Source organism: Streptomyces sp. NPDC020983 (genome assembly GCF_044333485.1).
In the GTDB taxonomy this organism is placed as follows: Bacteria; Actinomycetota; Actinomycetes; order Streptomycetales; family Streptomycetaceae; genus Actinacidiphila.
The window spans coordinates 276,313-293,745 of record NZ_JBIRRA010000008.1 but is presented as its reverse complement, the minus strand read 5'-3'; the positions used below and the strand labels follow the sequence as shown (position 1 = coordinate 293,745).

Here is a 17,433-nt window from a genome sequence, read left to right as displayed (position 1 = left end):
CACGGGCGCCCCCCGTGAAAACACCCCCGCGAGCGCACCCCGCGCGGAAGCCCCCACACAAGCGCCGCGCCCCAGACATGCGCCGCACCCCGCGCGAGCGCCGCACCCTGCGTGGAAGGCGCACCCGCAGCCCGCGCAAGAGGCGCGCCTCGCCCGAAAACAGCACCCCACACGGGCGCACCCCCGTGCAAGCCCCCCACACGGGCGCACCCCGCGCGGGAGGCGCCCCGCGCCTACACCGCGGTCGCGACGTTCGCGGTGACCCATTCGACGACGTCACCGGTCGGCGTTCCGGGAGTGAAGATCGCGGCGACGCCGAGCGCCTTGAGCGGGGCGATGTCGGCCTCGGGGATGATGCCGCCGCCGAAGACGGTGATGTCGGCGGCGTCGCGCTCCTTGAGGAGCTCGACCACCTTCGCGAAGAGCGTCATGTGGGCACCGGAGAGGATCGACAGGCCGATGGCGTCGGCGTCCTCCTGGATGGCGGTGTCGACGACCTGCTCGGGCGTCTGGTGGAGGCCGGTGTAGATGACCTCCATGCCGGCGTCCCGGAGGGCGCGGGCGATGACCTTGGCTCCGCGGTCGTGGCCGTCGAGTCCCGGCTTGGCGACCACCACGCGGATCGGACCGGACACACCCATCTCTGCCTCCATGCGTACGCGGCCTTCGCGCCGGCCCGTCCGGCCGCGCGTGGACCGCACTGTGCGCGAACCGTGTGAACGAACGTTATCCCCACCCCCCGCCGGCCGTCAGTTTTACGGACGGCACCGAGGGGGAAATCACACAGTGGGACACATTCCCCGCAAGGTCGGGCCGGCGGGGCTGCCGGCGGGCACGGGACACGCCCGGGCGGTACGCCGACTCGTCTGGTTTTCGAGGAGCCGCTGTCAGGACGCCGCACGCCGCGCTCCCAGCCGCAGAGCGCGGCGGTGCGGCATCCGCGGAAGCACCCGCGGGCCACCGCGGACGCCCCGCCCGAGCGGCGGTTCCTCCGGTGCGCGTCCGGGTCGGTGCGGATCCGGGCCGCGACGGGAGGTGGGCCATGGCCGGCCAGTCGTCGAGCAGGTCCAGCGGGTCCGGGACGTCCGGCGCGTCCGGCGGGGAACCGGACGGCGGGTCCGCGGAGGCCGGGCCCACCGGAGCCGGGCCCACCGGAGCCGGCCCCGCAGCGGAAAGAGACGCCGAAGCCGAAGCCGCCACCGCGGCCGGCCGCCTGTGGCACAGCGTGGGCCTGGCCAGGGCCACCGCGGCCGATCTCGCGGTGCTGGCCCGCCACCTGGTCCTCTACCCCACCGGGATGTTTCCCGAGCACGAGCACCTGGAAGCCCGGGAGAGCGGGCGCGCGGACGCGCACGGCCGCGCCCGCGCCGCGGCGGCGGCCAGGACGCGCCCGCCCGTCCTCCTCCTGCACGGCTTCGTCGACAACCGCTCCGCCTTCTCCGTCCTGCGCCGCTCGCTGCACGAGCACGGCTGGCCGCAGGTCCAGGCGCTGAACTACTCGCCGCTGATCGGCGACATCCGCACCGCGGCCGAGATGCTGGGCCGGCACGTGGAGGAGGTGTGCGCGCGCAGCCACCGCCGCCGGGTGGACATCGTGGGCCACAGCCTCGGCGGTCTGATCGCCCGCTACTACGTCCAGCGCCTCGGCGGCGACCACCGCGTCCGCACGCTGGTGACCCTGGGGACGCCGCACGCGGGCACGCGCGCGGTGCCCGTGCTCGCGCCGCATCCGATCATCCGGCAGCTGCGGCCGGGCTCCGGGGTGCTTCAGGAGCTGGCCGCGCCGTCGCCCGGGTGCCGGACGCGTTTCGTGGCCTTCTGGAGCGATCTGGATCAGCTGATGATCCCGGTGGAGGCGGCGCGGCTGGTGCACCCGGATCTGCCCGCGGAAAACGTGCAGGTCAGCGGGGTGGGCCACCTCGCGCTCCCGGTGCACGGCACGGTCGTCACGGAGATCCGCCGGGCCCTGCTCGGGGCCGGTCCGCTGCGCCCGGCGATCGAGGCCGCATAACGGACACGTAACGGCCGGATACCGACCGAACACCGGGCAAGGCGGACGTCAGGTTACGGGCAGAGATTGTCCCGGTCCCCCACCGGCAGCTACAGTCACCGCTAATTCTCCTGCTGCCGAGGCGAAAGAGAAGCTGGCGGTGAACGAACGTCACCCGTCGGGCCACACCCCCGACCACGACGCCTACACGTACGACGCCTTTTCCACGGGCTCCTACCAGGCTGTCGGCACCGCCTTCGCGGACGACACCACGACCGGGAGCTACGGCTACGTCCCGCAGCAGGTCCCCGGCTACGGCTACGACCAGCAGTCCGCGGACGTGAGCTACGGCACGGGCGGCTACGGGTACGGGTACGACGGCACCGCCCCGCAGCAGGCCTACGACCCGTACGCGTACCCGTCCGGGACGACGTACTACGACACGGGCACCTTCGACGCCGGCCAGTTCGCGTCCTACGCGCAGCCGCAGCAGCAGGCCCAGCCCGCGTACCCGTCGCAGGACTGGGACTCCGGCAGCTACCCCGCGTACGGCTACGGCTACGACGCGAGCGGCGACACCGGGGTCTACGAGCAGTTCCCCCCGCAGCAGCAGGCCCACGACCCGTACGCGGCCGGCGGCTACGACGGCTACTCCGCGCAGACCGCCCCGCAGCACTACGCCGCGGAGCCGGAAACGGACCCGTACGGCTACGCGGCGCCCGCCGCGTACGAGCCGGAGCCGCCCGCCGGCCATCCCGGCCCCGCGGAGCCCGAGCAGGCGGACGCCGGCCTCGGCACCGCCGCGCGGGCCGAGGCCGCCTCCCCCGAGGCGGACCGGCACGACTTCGCCGCGGACGGACCCGACCCCGAGGTGCCCGCCGCCCGGAGCCGCCGCCGCAAGCCCGCGCGGCGCTCCGCGCTGCTCACCGTGGCGGTCCCCTCGGTCGCCGTGATGGGTGTGGCGGCGGTCGGCGCCGCGGCCGTGACCGGCGTGGGCGTGGCCCAGGACGGCGGCGGCACGAAGACCGACGCGAGCAGCGGCAAGGCGCCCTCGACGCAGCTCGACCGGCAGCTCGCCGGTGTGAGCGCGGACGCCACCGACTTCGCCGACCGCGCCAGCCGCACCCAGGAGCGCATCGACCTCAAGGACCGGCAGGCGGCGGCCAAGAAGGCGGCGCAGGCCGCGGCCGCCCGCAAGGAGGCGCTGCGGCCGAAGTTCGTGCTGCCGGTCAAGCAGCACGGGCTCAGTGCGTACTTCGGCCAGTCGGGCGTGAACTGGATGTCGGTGCACACCGGCATCGATTTCCCGGTCATGGTCGGCACCCCGGTGATGGCGGTGACCGACGGCACGGTCCGCACGCAGTGGAACAGCTCCTACGGCAACATGGCCATCGTCACGGCGCCGGACGGCACCGAGACCTGGTACTGCCACCTGAGCAGCACGAAGATCCGCAGCGGCAAGGTGAAGGCGGGCACGGTGATCGCCTACTCCGGCAACACCGGCAACACCACGGGCCCGCACCTGCACCTGGAGGTGCGCCCGAACGGCGGCTCACCCATCGACCCGCTGGCCTGGCTCCTCAAGCACGGCCTCGACCCGCGCTGACGCCCCCGGCCGTACGGGAAACCGTTCGCACGGAGAAACCGCCCGGCCCGCACGAGGCGGCCCGGACGGCCCGGAGGACCGGCCCGGAAGAGCCGGCCCCTAGAGCTTCTCCACCGGCGCGTACCGCAGCAGCAGCTGCTTGGGCCGCTCGTCGCCGAAGTCGATCGTCGCCTTCTCGTCACCCGGGCGGCCGGTCACCGCGATGACGGTGCCGAGCCCGAACTGGTCGTGCGTGACGCGGTCGCCGACCGCGAGCGAGATGACCGGGCGGTCGGCCGCCCCGCGCCGGGTCGCGAAGCCGCCCGCGCCGCGCCGCCCCGCGCCCGTACCGGCACCGAGGGTCGAGGACAGGGACGCGGCCGCTTTGGAGGCCGGGCCGCCGAAGCCGGGGCCCTTCGCGTCGGAGCCGGTGCGCCGCCACTGGATGAGGCTGTCCGGGATCTCCTCCAGGAAACGCGACGGCGGGTTGTACGCGGGCTGGCCCCAGGCGCTGCGCATCATCGACCGGGTCAGGTAGAGCCGCTCGCGGGCGCGCGTGATGCCGACGTACGCGAGCCGGCGCTCCTCCTCCAGTTCCTTGACCTGGCCCAGCGCCCGCATGTGCGGGAAGACGCCGTCCTCCATGCCGGTCAGGAAGACGACCGGGAATTCCAGGCCCTTGGCCGTGTGCAGCGTCATGAGGGTGATGACGCCGCCGGATTCGTCGTCGTCCGGGATCTGGTCGGAGTCGGCGACGAGCGCGACGCGCTCCAGGAACTCCGACAGCGAGCCGGGCTCCTCCTCGCCGCGCTCCTGCTCGAACTCCAGCGCGACCGCGGCCAGCTCCTGGAGGTTCTCCACCCGGGTCTCGTCCTGCGGGTCGGTGGACGCCTGGAGTTCGGCGAGGTACCCCGTGCGCTCCAGCACCGCCTCCAGGACCACGGCGGGGCCCGCACCGGACTCGACGACGGTGCGCAGTTCGTCCATGAGCGTCGTGAAGCGCTTGACCGCGTTGGCGGAGCGCGCCGCCATGCCGTACGCCTCGTCGACCCGGCGCAGCGCCGCCGCGAAGGAGATCTTCTCGCGCAGCGCCAGCGCCTCGATCATCGCCTCGGCGCGCTCGCCGATGCCGCGCTTGGGCACGTTGAGGATCCGCCGCAGCGGGACGCCGTCCTCGGGGTTGGCGAGGACGCGTAGGTACGCAAGCACGTCCCGGACCTCGCGCCGCTCGTAGAAGCGCACGCCGCCGACGACCTTGTACGGCAGGCCGACGCGGATGAAGACCTCTTCGAAGACGCGGGACTGCGCGTTGGTGCGGTAGAAGACGGCGACGTCACCGGGGCGGGCGTCGCCGGCGTCGGTGAGGCGGTCTATCTCGTCGGCGACGAACTGCGCCTCGTCGTGCTCCTGGTCGGCGGTGTAGCCGGTGATGACGGGGCCGTCGCCGGCCTGTGTCCACAGGTTCTTGGCGCGGCGTCCGGCGTTGCGCTCGATGACGGCGTTGGCGGCGGACAGGATCGTCTGCGTGGAGCGGTAGTTCTGCTCCAGCAGGATCGTGCGGGCCTGCGGGTAGTCCTCCTCGAACTGGAGGATGTTGCGGATGGTGGCGCCGCGGAAGGCGTAGATCGACTGGTCGGCGTCACCGACGACGCACAGCTCCCCCGCGTCCTCGCCCGTCCCGACCAGCTCGCGCACCAGCGTGTACTGCGCGTGGTTGGTGTCCTGGTACTCGTCGACGAGGACGTGCCGGAAGCGCCGCCGGTAGTGCTCGGCGACGTCCGGGAAGGCCTGGAGCAGGTTGACCGTCGTCATGATGATGTCGTCAAAGTCCAGGGCGTTGGCCTCGCGCAGCCGGGCCTGGTAGAGCGCGTAGGCCTCGGCGAGCTTCCTCTCGAAGCCCGCGCCCTGGGAGGAACCCCCGTCGGCCTGTGCGGCGAAGGTCTCCTCGTCGATCAGCTCGTTCTTGAGGTTGGAGATCTTCGCGCTGAAGGACTTCGGCGGGAACTGCTTCGGGTCCAGGTCCAGGTCGCGGCAGACCAGGGCCATCAGGCGCTTGGAGTCGGCGGCGTCGTAGATGGAGAAGGACGACGTGAAGCCGAGCACCTTGGACTCGCGGCGCAGGATGCGCACGCACGCGCTGTGGAAGGTGGACACCCACATCGCCTTGGCGCGCGGGCCCACCAGCTCCTCGACGCGCTCCTTCATCTCGCCCGCGGCCTTGTTGGTGAAGGTGATCGCGAGGACCGAGCCGGGGTGGACGTCCCGGGCGGCGAGCAGGTACGCGATGCGGTGGGTGAGCACCCGGGTCTTGCCGGAGCCGGCGCCGGCGACGATGAGCAGCGGCCCGCCGGTGTGCTCGACGGCGGCGCGCTGCTGCTCGTTCAGCCCTTCGAGGAGCTGCGCCGGGTCGGTGGCGGGGCGGGGGGCGCCGTTGCGGTAGTACGCATCGCGCCCGCCTGCGGGGGCACCGCCGCCGAACTCCGGGTCCTCCGGGGGCGGCGGGGCGTCCGGGTCCGCGGGCTCGGGTGCCACGTGCAGACCGGACTGGAGGCCGGAGAGAAAGTCGTCGTCAAAGAGGCTGCTCATCGCCTCCCGAGTCTAGGCGCCCGCACCGACAGCGGCGTCCGGTTCGGCCCCTCTTTCCCCGTAGCTCGCGAATCACACTCAGTGAGAACAGCAATTGATTACGAAAAGGTATCGGGGCCAACCGGACACCGGCCTTCCCCTGGCTCCGGCCTTTGGTTACGGTGCCGCACCAGGCAGCGTCCGAAAGGAGTCCGTCGGGTATGGCGACACACCGCAGGTCCCGCACCGCGCTACTCAGCACCCCGGGGCCGCGCACGGCCGTGGGGCTGACGACGGCCGCGCTGGCCACGATGACCATCTTCGCGGAGGCGGCGAGCGCCGCGCCCGGGGCCCCGTCCGCCCAGCCCTCCATCGCCGAGGTCCAGGCGAAGGTGGACGCCCTCCAGCACGACGCGGAGGTGGCCACGGAGAACTACAACGCGGTCAAGGAGGCCACCGGCCAGCAGAACGCGAAGGTCAACACGCTGCTGGCGCAGGCCGCCCGGAAGACGCAGGTCCTCAACGACTCCCGCCGGCAACTGGGCATCTACGCCGCCGCGCAGTACCGCAGCGGCGGCGACGACACGACCGCCAACTACCTGCTGGCGGCCAGCCCGCAGGACCTGCTGGACGCGCGGCACCTGACCGACCTGCTCGGCAAGCGGCAGAAGGCCGCCGTCGAGGACTTCCGGGCGCAGCAGGCCGACGCGACGCAGAAGCGCATCGAGGCCGCGCAGGCGCTGCAGACGCTCACCAGCAAGCAGACGCAGCTGAAGTCCGCCAAGGCCGACGTGCAGAAGAAGCTGGGCGCCGCGCAGAAGCTCCTCAACAGCCTCACCGCGCAGGAGAAGGCGCGGCTCGCGGCCCTGGAGAAGAAGAAGGAGCAGGAGGCCGCGAAGAAGGCGGCCGAGATCGCGAAGCAGGAGCAGGCGAGGAAGGCCGCGGCGGCCCAGCAGGCCCAGCAGGCCGGCTCCACCACCTCGGCCTCCGCCGCGAACACCTCGATCGCCGACAAGGCCATCGCCTTCGCCCGCGACCAGATAGGCGAGCCGTACGTGTGGGGCGCGACGGGCCCCGGCTCGTGGGACTGCTCGGGGCTCACGCAGGCGGCGTACAAGGCGGCGGGCGTGACGCTGCCGCGCACCACGGGCGACCAGGTCAACGTCGGCACCCGGGTGTCGCAGTCCGACATGCAGCCGGGCGATCTGGTCTTCTTCTACAGCGACCACAGCCACGTCGGTATCTACATCGGCGGCGGCAACATGATCCACGCGCCGCACACCGGCACGGTCGTGAAGATCGCGCCGATCACGGAGATGCCGATCTACGGAGTGGTCCGCCCGTACTGACGCCCCGGGTGAGGGGTCACCAACCGTAAGATCACAAAGCGATTTCGGTCACGTTTCGATCCAAACTTCCCAGAGACGGGAGAGTTTGAACTACCGTAGCCCGCTAGGCGACGCGTTTCCCGCCGGTGACGTACCGGCTGCGCGGCGCCTCCGCTCAATCCGGCCCAGGCCGGAACCGGGGACCCACCAAGCACAGTTGGGGTGAATCGGACACGGTGCCGCGAGGCGCCGGACCGTAGGGCCAACCTTCCCGGCCCGAACCCGTCAGCTAACCCGGTCGGCGGTTCACGGAAGGAGTCGCCTTCGTGGCGTCGCACCGCAAGCCGCGTCAGAGCCGGCTGGCCATCACCGCCCCGCGCGCGGCGGTCGGGGTCACCGCAGCGGCCCTCGCCTCCGTCACCCTGCTCAGCGAGAGCGCCAGCGCCGCGCCCGCCAAGCCCAAGCCCTCCGTCGCGGAGGTCAAGAAGCAGGTCGACACCCTCAACGAGCAGGCCGAGGTGGCGACGGAGGCGTACAACCAGGCGGTGGAGAACACCAAGGCGCAGCGCGACAAGACCAACACGCTGCTGTCCGAGGTCGCCAGGAAGACCGAGCAGATGAACGCCACCCGGCGGCTGCTGGGCCAGTTCGCGAGCGCCCAGTACCGCGACGGCGGCATCGACCCGACCGTCCAGCTGCTGCTGTCCAGCGACCCGGCCGGTTTCCTGGACCAGTCGCACACGCTCAGCCAGCTGTCGGCGAGCCAGACCGCGGCGCTGAAGAACTTCCGGATCCAGCAGGAGCAGGCCTCCATCAAGCGGGCGCAGGCCACGGCGAGCCTCACCCGGCTCACCGCCGCGCAGCAGCAGCTCGCGACGCAGAAGAAGACGATGGAGGACAAGCTCGCCGCGGCGCAGAAGCTGCTCAACAGCCTCACCGCGCAGCAGCGCGCCCAGGTCGCGAACATCCACAAGGGCACGTCGTCGAAGTCCGACTACACGTACTCCGGGCCCGCGAGCGGCCGCGCCGCCGCCGCCATCCAGTTCGCGCTGGCGCAGCGCGGCAAGCCGTACGTGCGCGGCGCCACGGGCCCCGGCTCGTACGACTGCTCCGGGCTCACGCAGGCCGCCTTCCGCGCGGCGGGCGTGACGCTCGGGCGCACCACCCAGGACCAGGTCCACGACGGGGTGGCCGTCTCCAAGTCCGATCTGCGGCCCGGCGACCTGGTCTTCTTCTACTCCGGCAACTCGCACGTCGGCATCTACCTCGGCAACGGCCAGATCGTGCACTCCCCGCACACCGGCGCGGTCGTCGAGGTCGCCCCGATGAGCTGGATGCCCTTCTCGACCGCGCGCCGGGTCGCCTGACGCGTCCGGGCGGTCCCGGGGTCCGCGCGCTGTCCTTCCGGGTCGTCCGGTCAGGCTGCGGGCGGACCCGGGCACATCACCCGTCGAACAGCGGTCGAAAGCGGGCAGGGCCGACCGGATGAGGTCAGTCCCGGTCAGTGCGCCCCTTTTCCGCCCCCGGCGGGTCTAGCGTCGCTCCTCAGGTGGCCGACAACCCACTGCCGTCCCGGTTCGTGGACGGCATCGGCCACCCCCGCCGAAGGCCCGGCGGCGCCCTGCTCCCCCGTGCAGGCGCCGCCGGGCCGTCCCCTGGAAGGAGTGACGGCCGCGATGGCCTCCCACAGTCCCGCCGGCAGTCCCACCGGCAGTCCCGACGGCCCGGGCGCGCACCGCAGACGCCCCCCGTCGGCCGGCGGCCCCGCCTCGGCCACGAAGCGGGTCGGCGTCACCCTCGCCCTCGCCTCGGCCGCCTCCGTCTCGCTGCTCGGCGAGACCGCCCACGCCGAGCCCCGGCTCACCCCCGACCAGGTACGCGCCCAGGTCGCGGCCCTCTACCAGCAGGCGGAGCAGGCCACACAGGACTACGACGGCGCCAAGGAGCGGGCCGACAGCGCGAACGCCGCGGTCACCGCCCTCCAGGACGAGCTGGCCCGCAAGACCGCCGCGCTCAACACCACGCGGGACGCGCTCGGCAGTCTCGCCGCCGCCCAGTACCGCACCGGCGGGATCGACCCGCTGCTGCAGCTCGCGCTCAGCTCCTCGCCCGGCACCTACCTGGAGCGCGCCGCCTTCCTCGCCCAGGCCGGCGGCGTGCAGTCCGTGACGCTGCACCAGCTCGCCGCCCAGCAGCGCGACATCGCCGGCACCCGCGCGCAGGCCACCGGCAGGCTCGCGGCGCTGCGCACCGCGCAGGCCGCCGTCGCCGACCACCGCCACACCGTCGCTCGCAAGCTCGCCGCCGCCCAGGCGCTGCTGGCCGGGCTGACGGCCGCCCAGCGCACGGCCCTCACCGCGGACGACGGTCCCGCGGCGGAGTCCTCCGGCGCCCCCGCCGCCTCGCGTGGCGACGGCCGCCCGTCGCTCCCCGCGGTCGCGGCCCCCTCCCCGCGCGCCGCCAGGGCCGTGGCGTTCGCCTTCCGGGCGCTCGGCCTGCCGTACGTGTGGGGTGCGACGGGCCCGCGCGCGTACGACTGCTCGGGGCTGACGCAGGCGGCGTGGAAGGCGGCGGGTGTGACGCTGCCGCGCACCACCTACACCCAGATCAATGCCGGCACGCGTGTGCCGCGCGGCCGGCTCCAGCCCGGTGACCTGGTCTTCTTCTACTCGGGTGTGAGCCATGTCGGTATCTACATCGGCGCCGGGAAGATGATCCACGCCCCGCACCCCGGCTCGACGGTGCGGATCGCGCCGATCAGCGAGATGCCCTTCGCGGGCGCGGTCCGCCCGAGCTGATCCCTCTCTCCGCCCCTCCCCGTACCGTCCCCGTTCAGCGCAGGGTGACCGTCGCCGGGCCGCGCAGCGGGGCGAGGGAGCGCAGCGTCCGCGGGGTGCGGAGGCGGTCGTCGGTGGTGAAGAGCTCGCGGACGGCGGCGAAGTCCGGGTCGGGGCCCGCCGTCACGGCGGCGGCGTGGTCGTAGAGGACGCAGGTCTCCTCGGACAGCTCCTCGTCCATGAAGGTCTCGGGAGTGACCTGCGATCCCTCACCCCACACGTCCCACAGCAGGGTCTCGACCTTGTTGAGCGCCGAGAGGTCGTAGCGGATGTTGCCCGCCACGAAGCGCTTGCCCAGCATCGGGGTGTCCTCCAGGTCGAGGCCGAAGCGCAGCGGGTCGGCGTCGCCCGCGCGGATCGCCTGCCAGGCCTGCCCGGCGACGAGGAAGCGGTCGCGCGGGACGTCCACCGGGTCGAAGCCGTACGGGTAGCGCCCGGGGTCGGCGATCTGCGCGTCGGCGAGCAGCCAGCCCCGCTCGTCGTCCCAGTACTCGGTGGCGACGTGGTCCCAGTGGAAGCCCTCGTCGGAGAAGTACGTGGCGAAGCCGGAGCGCAGCCGGGCGGGTATGCCGACGTGGCGCAGCAGCGCGACGTGCAGCAGCGTGAAGTCCCGGCAGATCCCGACGAAGCGGTCGGACCACGCGCGCGGGGTGGTCAGCGGGGCGGGGTCGCGGGCGGCGACGAGGGCGAGGATGTCGTCGATGTAGCGCGTCTCGGCGTCGTCGCGCATCCGGTCGTCCGCGATCGGGATGTCCCACTGCCCGCCCTCGACCCGGTGGATCATCAGCCCGCGCACGACCCGGGCGAGCGCGCCGGCGTCCCGTGGCAGGTCCGCGAGGAGCCCGGTGTACGCCCCGGGGTCGGACGTGGGGCTCTGCGCGGCGTAGTACGCGGCGACCTCGGGGGCGAGACGGGGAACGGGCACAGCGGTACCTCCGGGAGGCGGAAGGGGTGGGCCGGCGCCGTCGTGGGTCCCGTCCGGGGTCGCGGCCGGCCGCGGTCCACCGTGCCAAAATTGGCCGCTCGGTGTCCAGGGCATTAACCCGCCGACCGCAGCTCAACCCCCTCCCGGGGCGTCCTCCTTCGGCGGGGGCGCGGGCTCCGGCCAGGCGGCGAGGGCCAGTTCGGCCGTGGCCGCCAGCTCCTGCGGGGTGGCGCCGTCGCGGGCGCGCTGCGACATGCCCTGGAGGACGGCGGCGAAGTAGGCGGCGAGCGGCCGCGCGCCGGTCCCGGGGGGCAGCTCGCCGGCCTGCTCGGCGGTACGCAGCCGGGCCTCGAAGGCGTCGATGTTCGCGGCGCGCAGGCCGCACAGGAAGTCCTGGATCTCGGCGTCCTGCGGGCTGACGTTGGTGGCGGCGCTGATCGTCAGGCAGCCGCCGGGATGGTCGGGGCAGGCGTAGTTCGCGGCCGCCTCGCTCAGCATGCGGGCGACGGCGCCGCGCGCGGTGGGCTCCTCGGTGAGTGCGCGGCCGAGGAAGGCGCCGTTGGGGGTGCTGCCGTAGACGCGGACGACTTCGCGGAAGAGCGACTTCTTGTCACCGAAGGCGGCGTAGAGGCTGCCGGGCCTGATGCCCATGGCCTGGGTCAGATCGCCGATCGACGTGGCCTCGTAGCCGCGCTCCCAGAACAGTCGGGTCGCGGCGGCGAGGGCCTCGTCACGGTCGAAGGCGCGGGGGCGTCCGCGCCTGGGGGGTGTCGTCTCGCTCACACCGACCATTCTAGAGCGTTCGCTCAAAAAGCGTGCTAGCGTCGGCGTCGTCGATTTGTTGAGTCATCGCTCAACAAATACCGGGGCACCGAAGGAAGGGTGGAACAGCCATGGGTACGAACGCAGTCGAGGGCAGGCTCGCGGGCAAGGTCGCGCTGGTCACGGGTGGCAGCAGGGGAATCGGCCGGGCCGTGGCGGAGCGGCTCGGCCGGGACGGCGCGACCGTCGCGGTCGGCTACGCGCGTGACGAGGCGGCGGCGCGCGAGGTGGTCGGGCGCATCACCAAGGACGGCGGCCGGGCGTTCGCGGTGCACGCGGAGCTGGGCTCGCACGGCGACGCGGCCCGGCTCTGGGCGGCGTTCGACGAGGGCGTACGCGCGTACGAGGACCGGCCGGTGGTCGACATCATCGTCAACAACGCGGGCGTCGGCTACGACAGCGAGCTGGCCGGCATCGACGAGGAGACCTTCGACACCGTCTACGCGGTGAACGTCCGGGCGCCCTTCTTCATCGTCAAGGAGGGCCTGGCGCGCCTGCGCGACGGGGGCAGGATCGTCAACGTCTCCAGCGGCGCCGCCCGCATCGCCCTGCCGCGCATCATCGCCTACGCGTCCACCAAGGGCGCCCTCGACACCTTCACCCTCAACCTCGCGAAGGAGCTGGGCCCGCGCGGCATCACCGCCAACTCGGTGGCCCCCGGCATCATCCACACCGACATCAACGCGTCCTGGCTCCAGGGCAATCCGGAGGCGGAGGCCGAGGCCGCCGCCCTGTCCGCCCTCGGCCGCGTCGGCGAGCCCGAGGACGTCGCGGACGTGGTCGCCTTCCTCGCCTCCGACGACGCCCGCTGGGTCACCGGCCGCGTCATCGACGCGACGGGCGGCTCCGGCCTGTAGCCGGGGGCGGGACGGGGGCGGGCCGGCGCCGCGGCGGAGGCGGCGCCGGACCCCGCCGTCACACCAGCCGGCGGGCCGTCGCCCAGCGGGTGAGCTCGTGGCGGTTGGAGAGCTGGAGCTTGCGCAGCACCGCGGAGACATGGGACTCGACCGTCTTCACCGAGATGAAGAGCTGCTTCGCGATCTCCTTGTACGCGTAGCCGCGGGCGATGAGGCGCAGGACCTCGCGCTCGCGCTGGGTGAGGCGGTCGAGGTCCTCGTCGACGGGCGGGGCGTCGGTGGAGGCGAAGGCGTCAAGGACGAAGCCGGCCAGCCGCGGGGAGAAGACGGCGTCCCCGTCGCGCACCCGGAAGATGGAGTCCACCAGGTCGGGGCCGGTGATGGTCTTGGTGACGTAGCCGCGCGCGCCGCCGCGGATGACGCCGATGACGTCCTCGGCCGCGTCCGACACGGACAGGGCGAGGAAGCGCACGGGCTGCTCGGGGTCGGCCGCGAGGGTCGCGCAGCGGCGCAGCACCTCGACACCGCCGCCGCCGGGGAGGTGGACGTCGAGCAGGACGACCTCCGGGCGGGTCGCGGTGACGACGGAGACCGCCTGGTCGACGTCGGCCGCCTCGCCGACGACCTCCACGCCCGTCTCGGCGGTCGCCCCGATCTCCGCCTGCACGCCGGTGCGGAACATCCGGTGGTCGTCCACCAGCACCACCCGCACGTGGCGGTGGCCGCCGCTCTCGGTGTCCGTCATGTCGTGGCCCTCTCCATCTCCAGTTCGACTTCCGTGCCGCCGCCCGGGGCGGGGCGCAGCCGCGCCTCGCCGCCGTTGCGCCGCATCCGGCCGATGATCGATTCCCTGACGCCCATCCGGTCCTCCGGCACCGCGTCGATGTCGAAGCCCGGCCCGTGGTCGCGCACCGACACGAAGACCTTGCCGTCCTCGACCTCGGCGTATACCTGCACGGCCCCGCCGCCACCGTACTTGGCCGCGTTGACCATGGCCTCGCGCGCGGCCTGCATCGTCGCGACGAGGCGGTCGTCGAGCGGGCAGTCGCCGACGCACACCACCTCGACCGGCACCCCGTGCGCGTCCTCCACCTCGGCCGCGGCCGCGCGCACGGCGTCCGCGAGCGTCGTGGGCTCGTCGTCGCGGCCGGTGCCCTCGGGACGGTAGAGCCACGCGCGCAGCTCGCGCTCCTGCGCACGGGCCAGCCGCGAGACCTCGCGCGGGTCGTCGGCGTTGCGCTGGATCAGCGTCAGCGTGTGCAGCACCGAGTCGTGGACGTGCGCGGCGACCTCGGCGCGTTCCTGCGCGCGGATACGGGCCAGCCGCTCCGCCGACAGGTCCTGCGTGATCCGCACCAGGTAGGGGCCCGCGATCAGCGCGACACCCACCAGCACGGCGAGCGCGGCCTGGAGGATCGCGCCGAGGTGGCTGCCGGAGCCGCGCACCACGATGAAGCCGGTCACCCCCGCGACGACCAGGGCGATACCGCCCGCCGCCCGCACCAGCGGCCAGAAGCGCTTGCCCTGGCTCATCTCGACCCAGCGGGCCTTGCGCGCGTTGTCCGCCTGCCGCCACACCAGCGCGGCGCCCAGGCCGATGACCAGCAGCGGCCACACCGCGCGGTTGGCGACGCCCAGGTTGAGGTTGTCGATCAGGACGACCGTGCCCACGGCGAGCGCGACCAGCGCGATGACCTGGCCCTTGTCGGGACGGCGGCCGGCCAGCCACGAGCGGGCGTCGCGCGGCTCCTTGGCCTCCGCGACGCCGCCGACACCGAGCGGGACGAAGAACCAGAAGACGGCGTAGAGCAGCACGCCGATGCCGTTGAAGGAGGCGAGCGTCAGGAAGAGCACGCGGACCCACAGCACCGGCAGCCCGAGGTGCCCGGCCAGCCCGCGCGCGACGCCTCCGACCCAGCGCCCCTCGGAGCTGCGGTAGAGGCGGCGCGGGCCGCCGGCGGGGTCGGGCGGGTTGAGGAACGACGCGCCCGTGGGCCCGGCACCCGCGCCGTTACGGGCGCCCGTACCCGGACGGGCGCCGCCGCCCGTACCGGCGGATCCGCCGGTGCCGCCCGCGGCGCGCGCGGCGCCGCCCGGCGGTCCGGTGTGCGCCCCGGCCGGGGCGCTGCTCGCTGACATACCCCCGATCGTCACACGTCCGGCCCCCGCCGGGCATCAGGGTTGACCCCCCAAGGGTCGCCGGAAGCCGCCGGGGGCGGCCCCGGGGAGCCCCCCAGGGTCGGATCAGGGTCCTACCAGGGTCGGGCCGGGTGCCGGGGCGCACCGCGAGCGGCCACCATGGTGGCTATGACGGACGAGCCGACCGACGAGCCCCCCGCCGGGCCCTGGCCCCCATCCCCCGCCGCCCCGCACGCGGGTGCGACCCGCGCCCCGGCGCAGGAGGAGCGGCCCCCCGCGGAGGGCGCCGGGCACGGCGGCACCCGCGCGGACGGTCCCGGCGGCGCGGACAGCGGCGCGGCCCGTGCCGCGGAGGGCGGCGAGCGGGGCGACCGCCCCGCCCGCCCGCGCATCACGCGCAGCCGGGAGCGCCGGGTGGTCGCGGGGGTGTGCGACGGGGCCGGGCGGTACTTCGGGCTGGATCCGGTGATCTTCCGGATCGTCCTGGCGGTGCTCGCGCTCACCGGCGGCATCGGCCTGATCGTGTACGGGATGGGCTGGCTCGTCATCCCGCAGGAGGACGAGGAGCAGAGCGAGGCGCACCGGCTGATGTCGGGGCGGATCGAGGGCGCGCCGCTCACGGCCGTGCTCATGACGCTCGTCGGCTGCGGCCTCTACGCCTCGATGCTCGGCAACGCCACCAACCAGGCCTTCTCGCTCGTGCTGCTCTTCGCGACCGCGGGCGCGGTGTACTGGTCGCAGCGCCGCCAGTCGCCCGCCCCGCCGGTGTCCCCGGCGGTGGTGGGGGAGGCACCGCCCGCGGTGGCGCCGCCGCCCGAGCCGGGCCGGCCCTCGTGGTGGCGGGACCCGCTGTCGAAGGAGCTGCCGCGGTATTTGTGGGGTCCGGACGACGGGCCGTACGGCGACGAGGACCGGCAGGCGTGGCGGGACCGCAAGAAGGCGGTGCGGGCGGCGGACCGCTCGTGGCCCTTCTCGCTCGCGGTCTTCCTGCTGACGGTGACGGCCCTGGGCGTCGGCGCGGGCGCGTCCTGGCCCTACCAGCCCGCGGCCGTCAGCGCGGAGATCGGCCTTGCGTCGGCGCTCGGCGTGCTGGGCACGGCGTTCCTGGTGGCGTCCTTCGCGGGGCGGGCCCGCGAAGGCACGGTCTTCTTCTCCGTGCTGACGCTGGCCGCGCTCGTCGGCGTGACGGCGCTGCCCACCGCGGGCGGCCCCGGCGTCGGCACCACGGTCTGGCGCCCGGCGGACGCCGCCCACGTACGGCCGCTGTACGAGCGCGGCACCGGCCGCGGGCTGCTGGACCTGTCGGGCCTGGCGCTGCCCGCGGGCACCACGGTGGCCTCGCACGTCACGGTGGGCGCGGGCCGGGCGGAGGTGCACCTGCCGAAGGACGCGACGGTGGTGCTGGACTACGACCTGGGTGTGGCCGAGCTGGTCCTGCCGGGCCGGGCCAACCACGGGGTGCGCATCCAGTCGGGCAAGCACGGCACGGTGACGCTGCGCCCGGCGGCGGGCGTCCCCGCACACGGAACGGTCGACCTCCACGTCGAGGTGGGCGTGGGACAGCTGAAGGTGGTCAGGTGAGACGGCACCGGTTCGAACCCGCGGCCCTGGTGACGGGCCTGGTGCTCTGCACCCTGTCGGTGTTCTTCCTGCTGGACGCGGGCGGGGTGTGGCACCTGGGCTGGCACACCGCCGCACGGCTGGCGGGCGGCGGCCTGGTGCTGGCCGCCGCCACCGGCGTGCTCACGCAGGCGGTGCGGACCGTACGGGCCCGCCGGCGCCGGAGGCGCGTGTGACCCCGGGCGCGTCCGGCCCGTCCGGCGCGTCCGCCGTGCGCCCCCGGCGCACGGCGAGCAGCCGGTCGACCGAGACCAGGGGCGTCCCGGCGAGCACCAGCGGCAGCCAGGCCATCAGGTAGGCGAGGTCGTTGCCGTAGTAGTAGGGCGTGGTGGACCAGCTCACGGTGAGCCACAGGCTCAGCGAGAGAAGCGCGCCGCCCGCGGCGGCGACCCGCCCGAACAGGCCCGCCAGCGTTCCGAGTCCGACCGCGATCTCGCCGAGCGCGATGGCGTACCCGAAGCCGTGCGGTGCCCTGAGCGCGAGGTCCACCAGGCCGGGGATCGCGGCGCTGTCGTGCGAGGCGTGCAGGATCTGCAGCAGCGAACCGCCGGCGCTGTCGGTGAAGAAGCTGTCGCTGGTCAGCTTGTCCAGTCCGGCGTAGACGAACGTCACCCCGAGGAACACCCGCAGCGGCAGCAGCGCGTACCGCCCGGCGACCGCCCGCCACTTCTCGACCGTCTCCCGCATCGTCCTCCGCCTCTCACGCCGCCGGCACCGTGGCGGAAGCGTCCCTTCCACCCCGCCGGCGTCGGACAGTCATACGTA

General features: G+C 73.8%; 15 protein-coding genes and 1 riboswitch. Of the genes, 8 read left to right on the top strand and 7 right to left on the bottom strand.

Going from position 1 to position 17,433, the window contains the following annotated elements; all coding sequences use genetic code 11:
• Positions 1-233: 233 nt before the first annotated feature.
• Positions 234-641: a cobalamin B12-binding domain-containing protein gene (locus tag ACH4SE_RS20405; protein WP_398544796.1), complete on the bottom strand. Its 408-nt coding sequence runs from the start codon at positions 639-641 to the stop codon at positions 234-236.
• Positions 642-1,042: 401 nt separating this feature from the next.
• Between ACH4SE_RS20405 and ACH4SE_RS20400 the strand changes: the two genes are divergently transcribed.
• Both ACH4SE_RS20400 and ACH4SE_RS20395 read left to right on the top strand, forming a co-directional pair.
• Positions 1,043-2,011, top strand: coding sequence for an esterase/lipase family protein (locus ACH4SE_RS20400; protein ID WP_398544795.1), 969 nt, complete (start codon positions 1,043-1,045; stop codon positions 2,009-2,011).
• A gap of 139 nt (positions 2,012-2,150) precedes the next feature.
• Positions 2,151-3,596, top strand: a complete 1,446-nt coding sequence (locus ACH4SE_RS20395; RefSeq protein ID WP_398544794.1) for a peptidoglycan DD-metalloendopeptidase family protein — start codon at positions 2,151-2,153, stop codon at positions 3,594-3,596.
• A 99-nt stretch (positions 3,597-3,695) separates the two neighbouring features.
• Here ACH4SE_RS20395 and pcrA read toward each other — a convergent pair whose 3' ends face one another.
• Positions 3,696-6,161: a DNA helicase PcrA gene (pcrA, locus tag ACH4SE_RS20390; RefSeq protein WP_398544793.1), complete on the bottom strand. Its 2,466-nt coding sequence runs from the start codon at positions 6,159-6,161 to the stop codon at positions 3,696-3,698.
• 200 nt (positions 6,162-6,361) lie between these two features.
• On the opposite strand from pcrA, the gene ACH4SE_RS20385 reads away from it, so the two are divergent.
• The 3 genes from ACH4SE_RS20385 (at position 6,362) to ACH4SE_RS20375 (ending at position 10,266) form a co-directional block, all read left to right on the top strand.
• A complete protein-coding gene (locus tag ACH4SE_RS20385; protein WP_398544792.1) occupies positions 6,362-7,489 on the top strand; it encodes an NlpC/P60 family protein in 1,128 nt (375 codons plus the stop codon).
• A gap of 141 nt (positions 7,490-7,630) precedes the next feature.
• Positions 7,631-7,788: riboswitch (cyclic di-AMP (ydaO/yuaA leader) on the top strand.
• Between the two features lie 6 nt (positions 7,789-7,794).
• On the top strand, positions 7,795-8,835 hold the full coding sequence (locus tag ACH4SE_RS20380) for an NlpC/P60 family protein (protein ID WP_398544791.1): 1,041 nt from the start codon (positions 7,795-7,797) through the stop codon (positions 8,833-8,835).
• Positions 8,836-9,144: 309 nt separating this feature from the next.
• Positions 9,145-10,266, top strand: a complete 1,122-nt coding sequence (locus ACH4SE_RS20375) for an NlpC/P60 family protein (RefSeq protein WP_398544790.1) — start codon at positions 9,145-9,147, stop codon at positions 10,264-10,266.
• A gap of 34 nt (positions 10,267-10,300) precedes the next feature.
• Here ACH4SE_RS20375 and ACH4SE_RS20370 read toward each other — a convergent pair whose 3' ends face one another.
• On the bottom strand, positions 10,301-11,230 hold the full coding sequence (locus tag ACH4SE_RS20370) for a transglutaminase-like domain-containing protein (RefSeq protein ID WP_398544789.1): 930 nt from the start codon (positions 11,228-11,230) through the stop codon (positions 10,301-10,303).
• 132 nt (positions 11,231-11,362) lie between these two features.
• On the bottom strand, positions 11,363-12,022 hold the full coding sequence (locus ACH4SE_RS20365; RefSeq protein ID WP_398544788.1) for a TetR/AcrR family transcriptional regulator: 660 nt from the start codon (positions 12,020-12,022) through the stop codon (positions 11,363-11,365).
• A 101-nt stretch (positions 12,023-12,123) separates the two neighbouring features.
• On the opposite strand from ACH4SE_RS20365, the gene ACH4SE_RS20360 reads away from it, so the two are divergent.
• Positions 12,124-12,909, top strand: a complete 786-nt coding sequence (locus ACH4SE_RS20360; protein ID WP_398544787.1) for an SDR family oxidoreductase — start codon at positions 12,124-12,126, stop codon at positions 12,907-12,909.
• 58 nt (positions 12,910-12,967) lie between these two features.
• Here ACH4SE_RS20360 and ACH4SE_RS20355 read toward each other — a convergent pair whose 3' ends face one another.
• Together ACH4SE_RS20355 and ACH4SE_RS20350 are read right to left on the bottom strand one after the other, a co-directional pair.
• Positions 12,968-13,654: a LuxR C-terminal-related transcriptional regulator gene (locus ACH4SE_RS20355; RefSeq protein WP_398544786.1), complete on the bottom strand. Its 687-nt coding sequence runs from the start codon at positions 13,652-13,654 to the stop codon at positions 12,968-12,970.
• Positions 13,651-15,048 (bottom strand): PspC domain-containing protein, encoded by a 1,398-nt coding sequence (locus ACH4SE_RS20350; protein WP_398544785.1) that lies wholly within the window; start codon positions 15,046-15,048, stop codon positions 13,651-13,653. Before ACH4SE_RS20350 ends, ACH4SE_RS20355 begins: the two co-directional genes overlap by 4 nt.
• 168 nt (positions 15,049-15,216) lie before the next feature.
• Between ACH4SE_RS20350 and ACH4SE_RS20345 the strand changes: the two genes are divergently transcribed.
• On the top strand, positions 15,217-16,629 hold the full coding sequence (locus ACH4SE_RS20345; protein ID WP_398544784.1) for a PspC domain-containing protein: 1,413 nt from the start codon (positions 15,217-15,219) through the stop codon (positions 16,627-16,629).
• Entirely contained in the window at positions 16,626-16,844 is a 219-nt protein-coding gene (locus ACH4SE_RS20340; RefSeq protein ID WP_398544783.1) for a hypothetical protein, read from the top strand. Before ACH4SE_RS20345 ends, ACH4SE_RS20340 begins: the two co-directional genes overlap by 4 nt.
• Here ACH4SE_RS20340 and ACH4SE_RS20335 read toward each other — a convergent pair.
• Positions 16,792-17,355, bottom strand: coding sequence for a DoxX family protein (locus tag ACH4SE_RS20335; RefSeq protein WP_398544782.1), 564 nt, complete (start codon positions 17,353-17,355; stop codon positions 16,792-16,794). The two genes, ACH4SE_RS20340 and ACH4SE_RS20335, sit on opposite strands and share 53 nt — an antisense overlap.
• Positions 17,356-17,433: the final 78 nt, after the last annotated feature.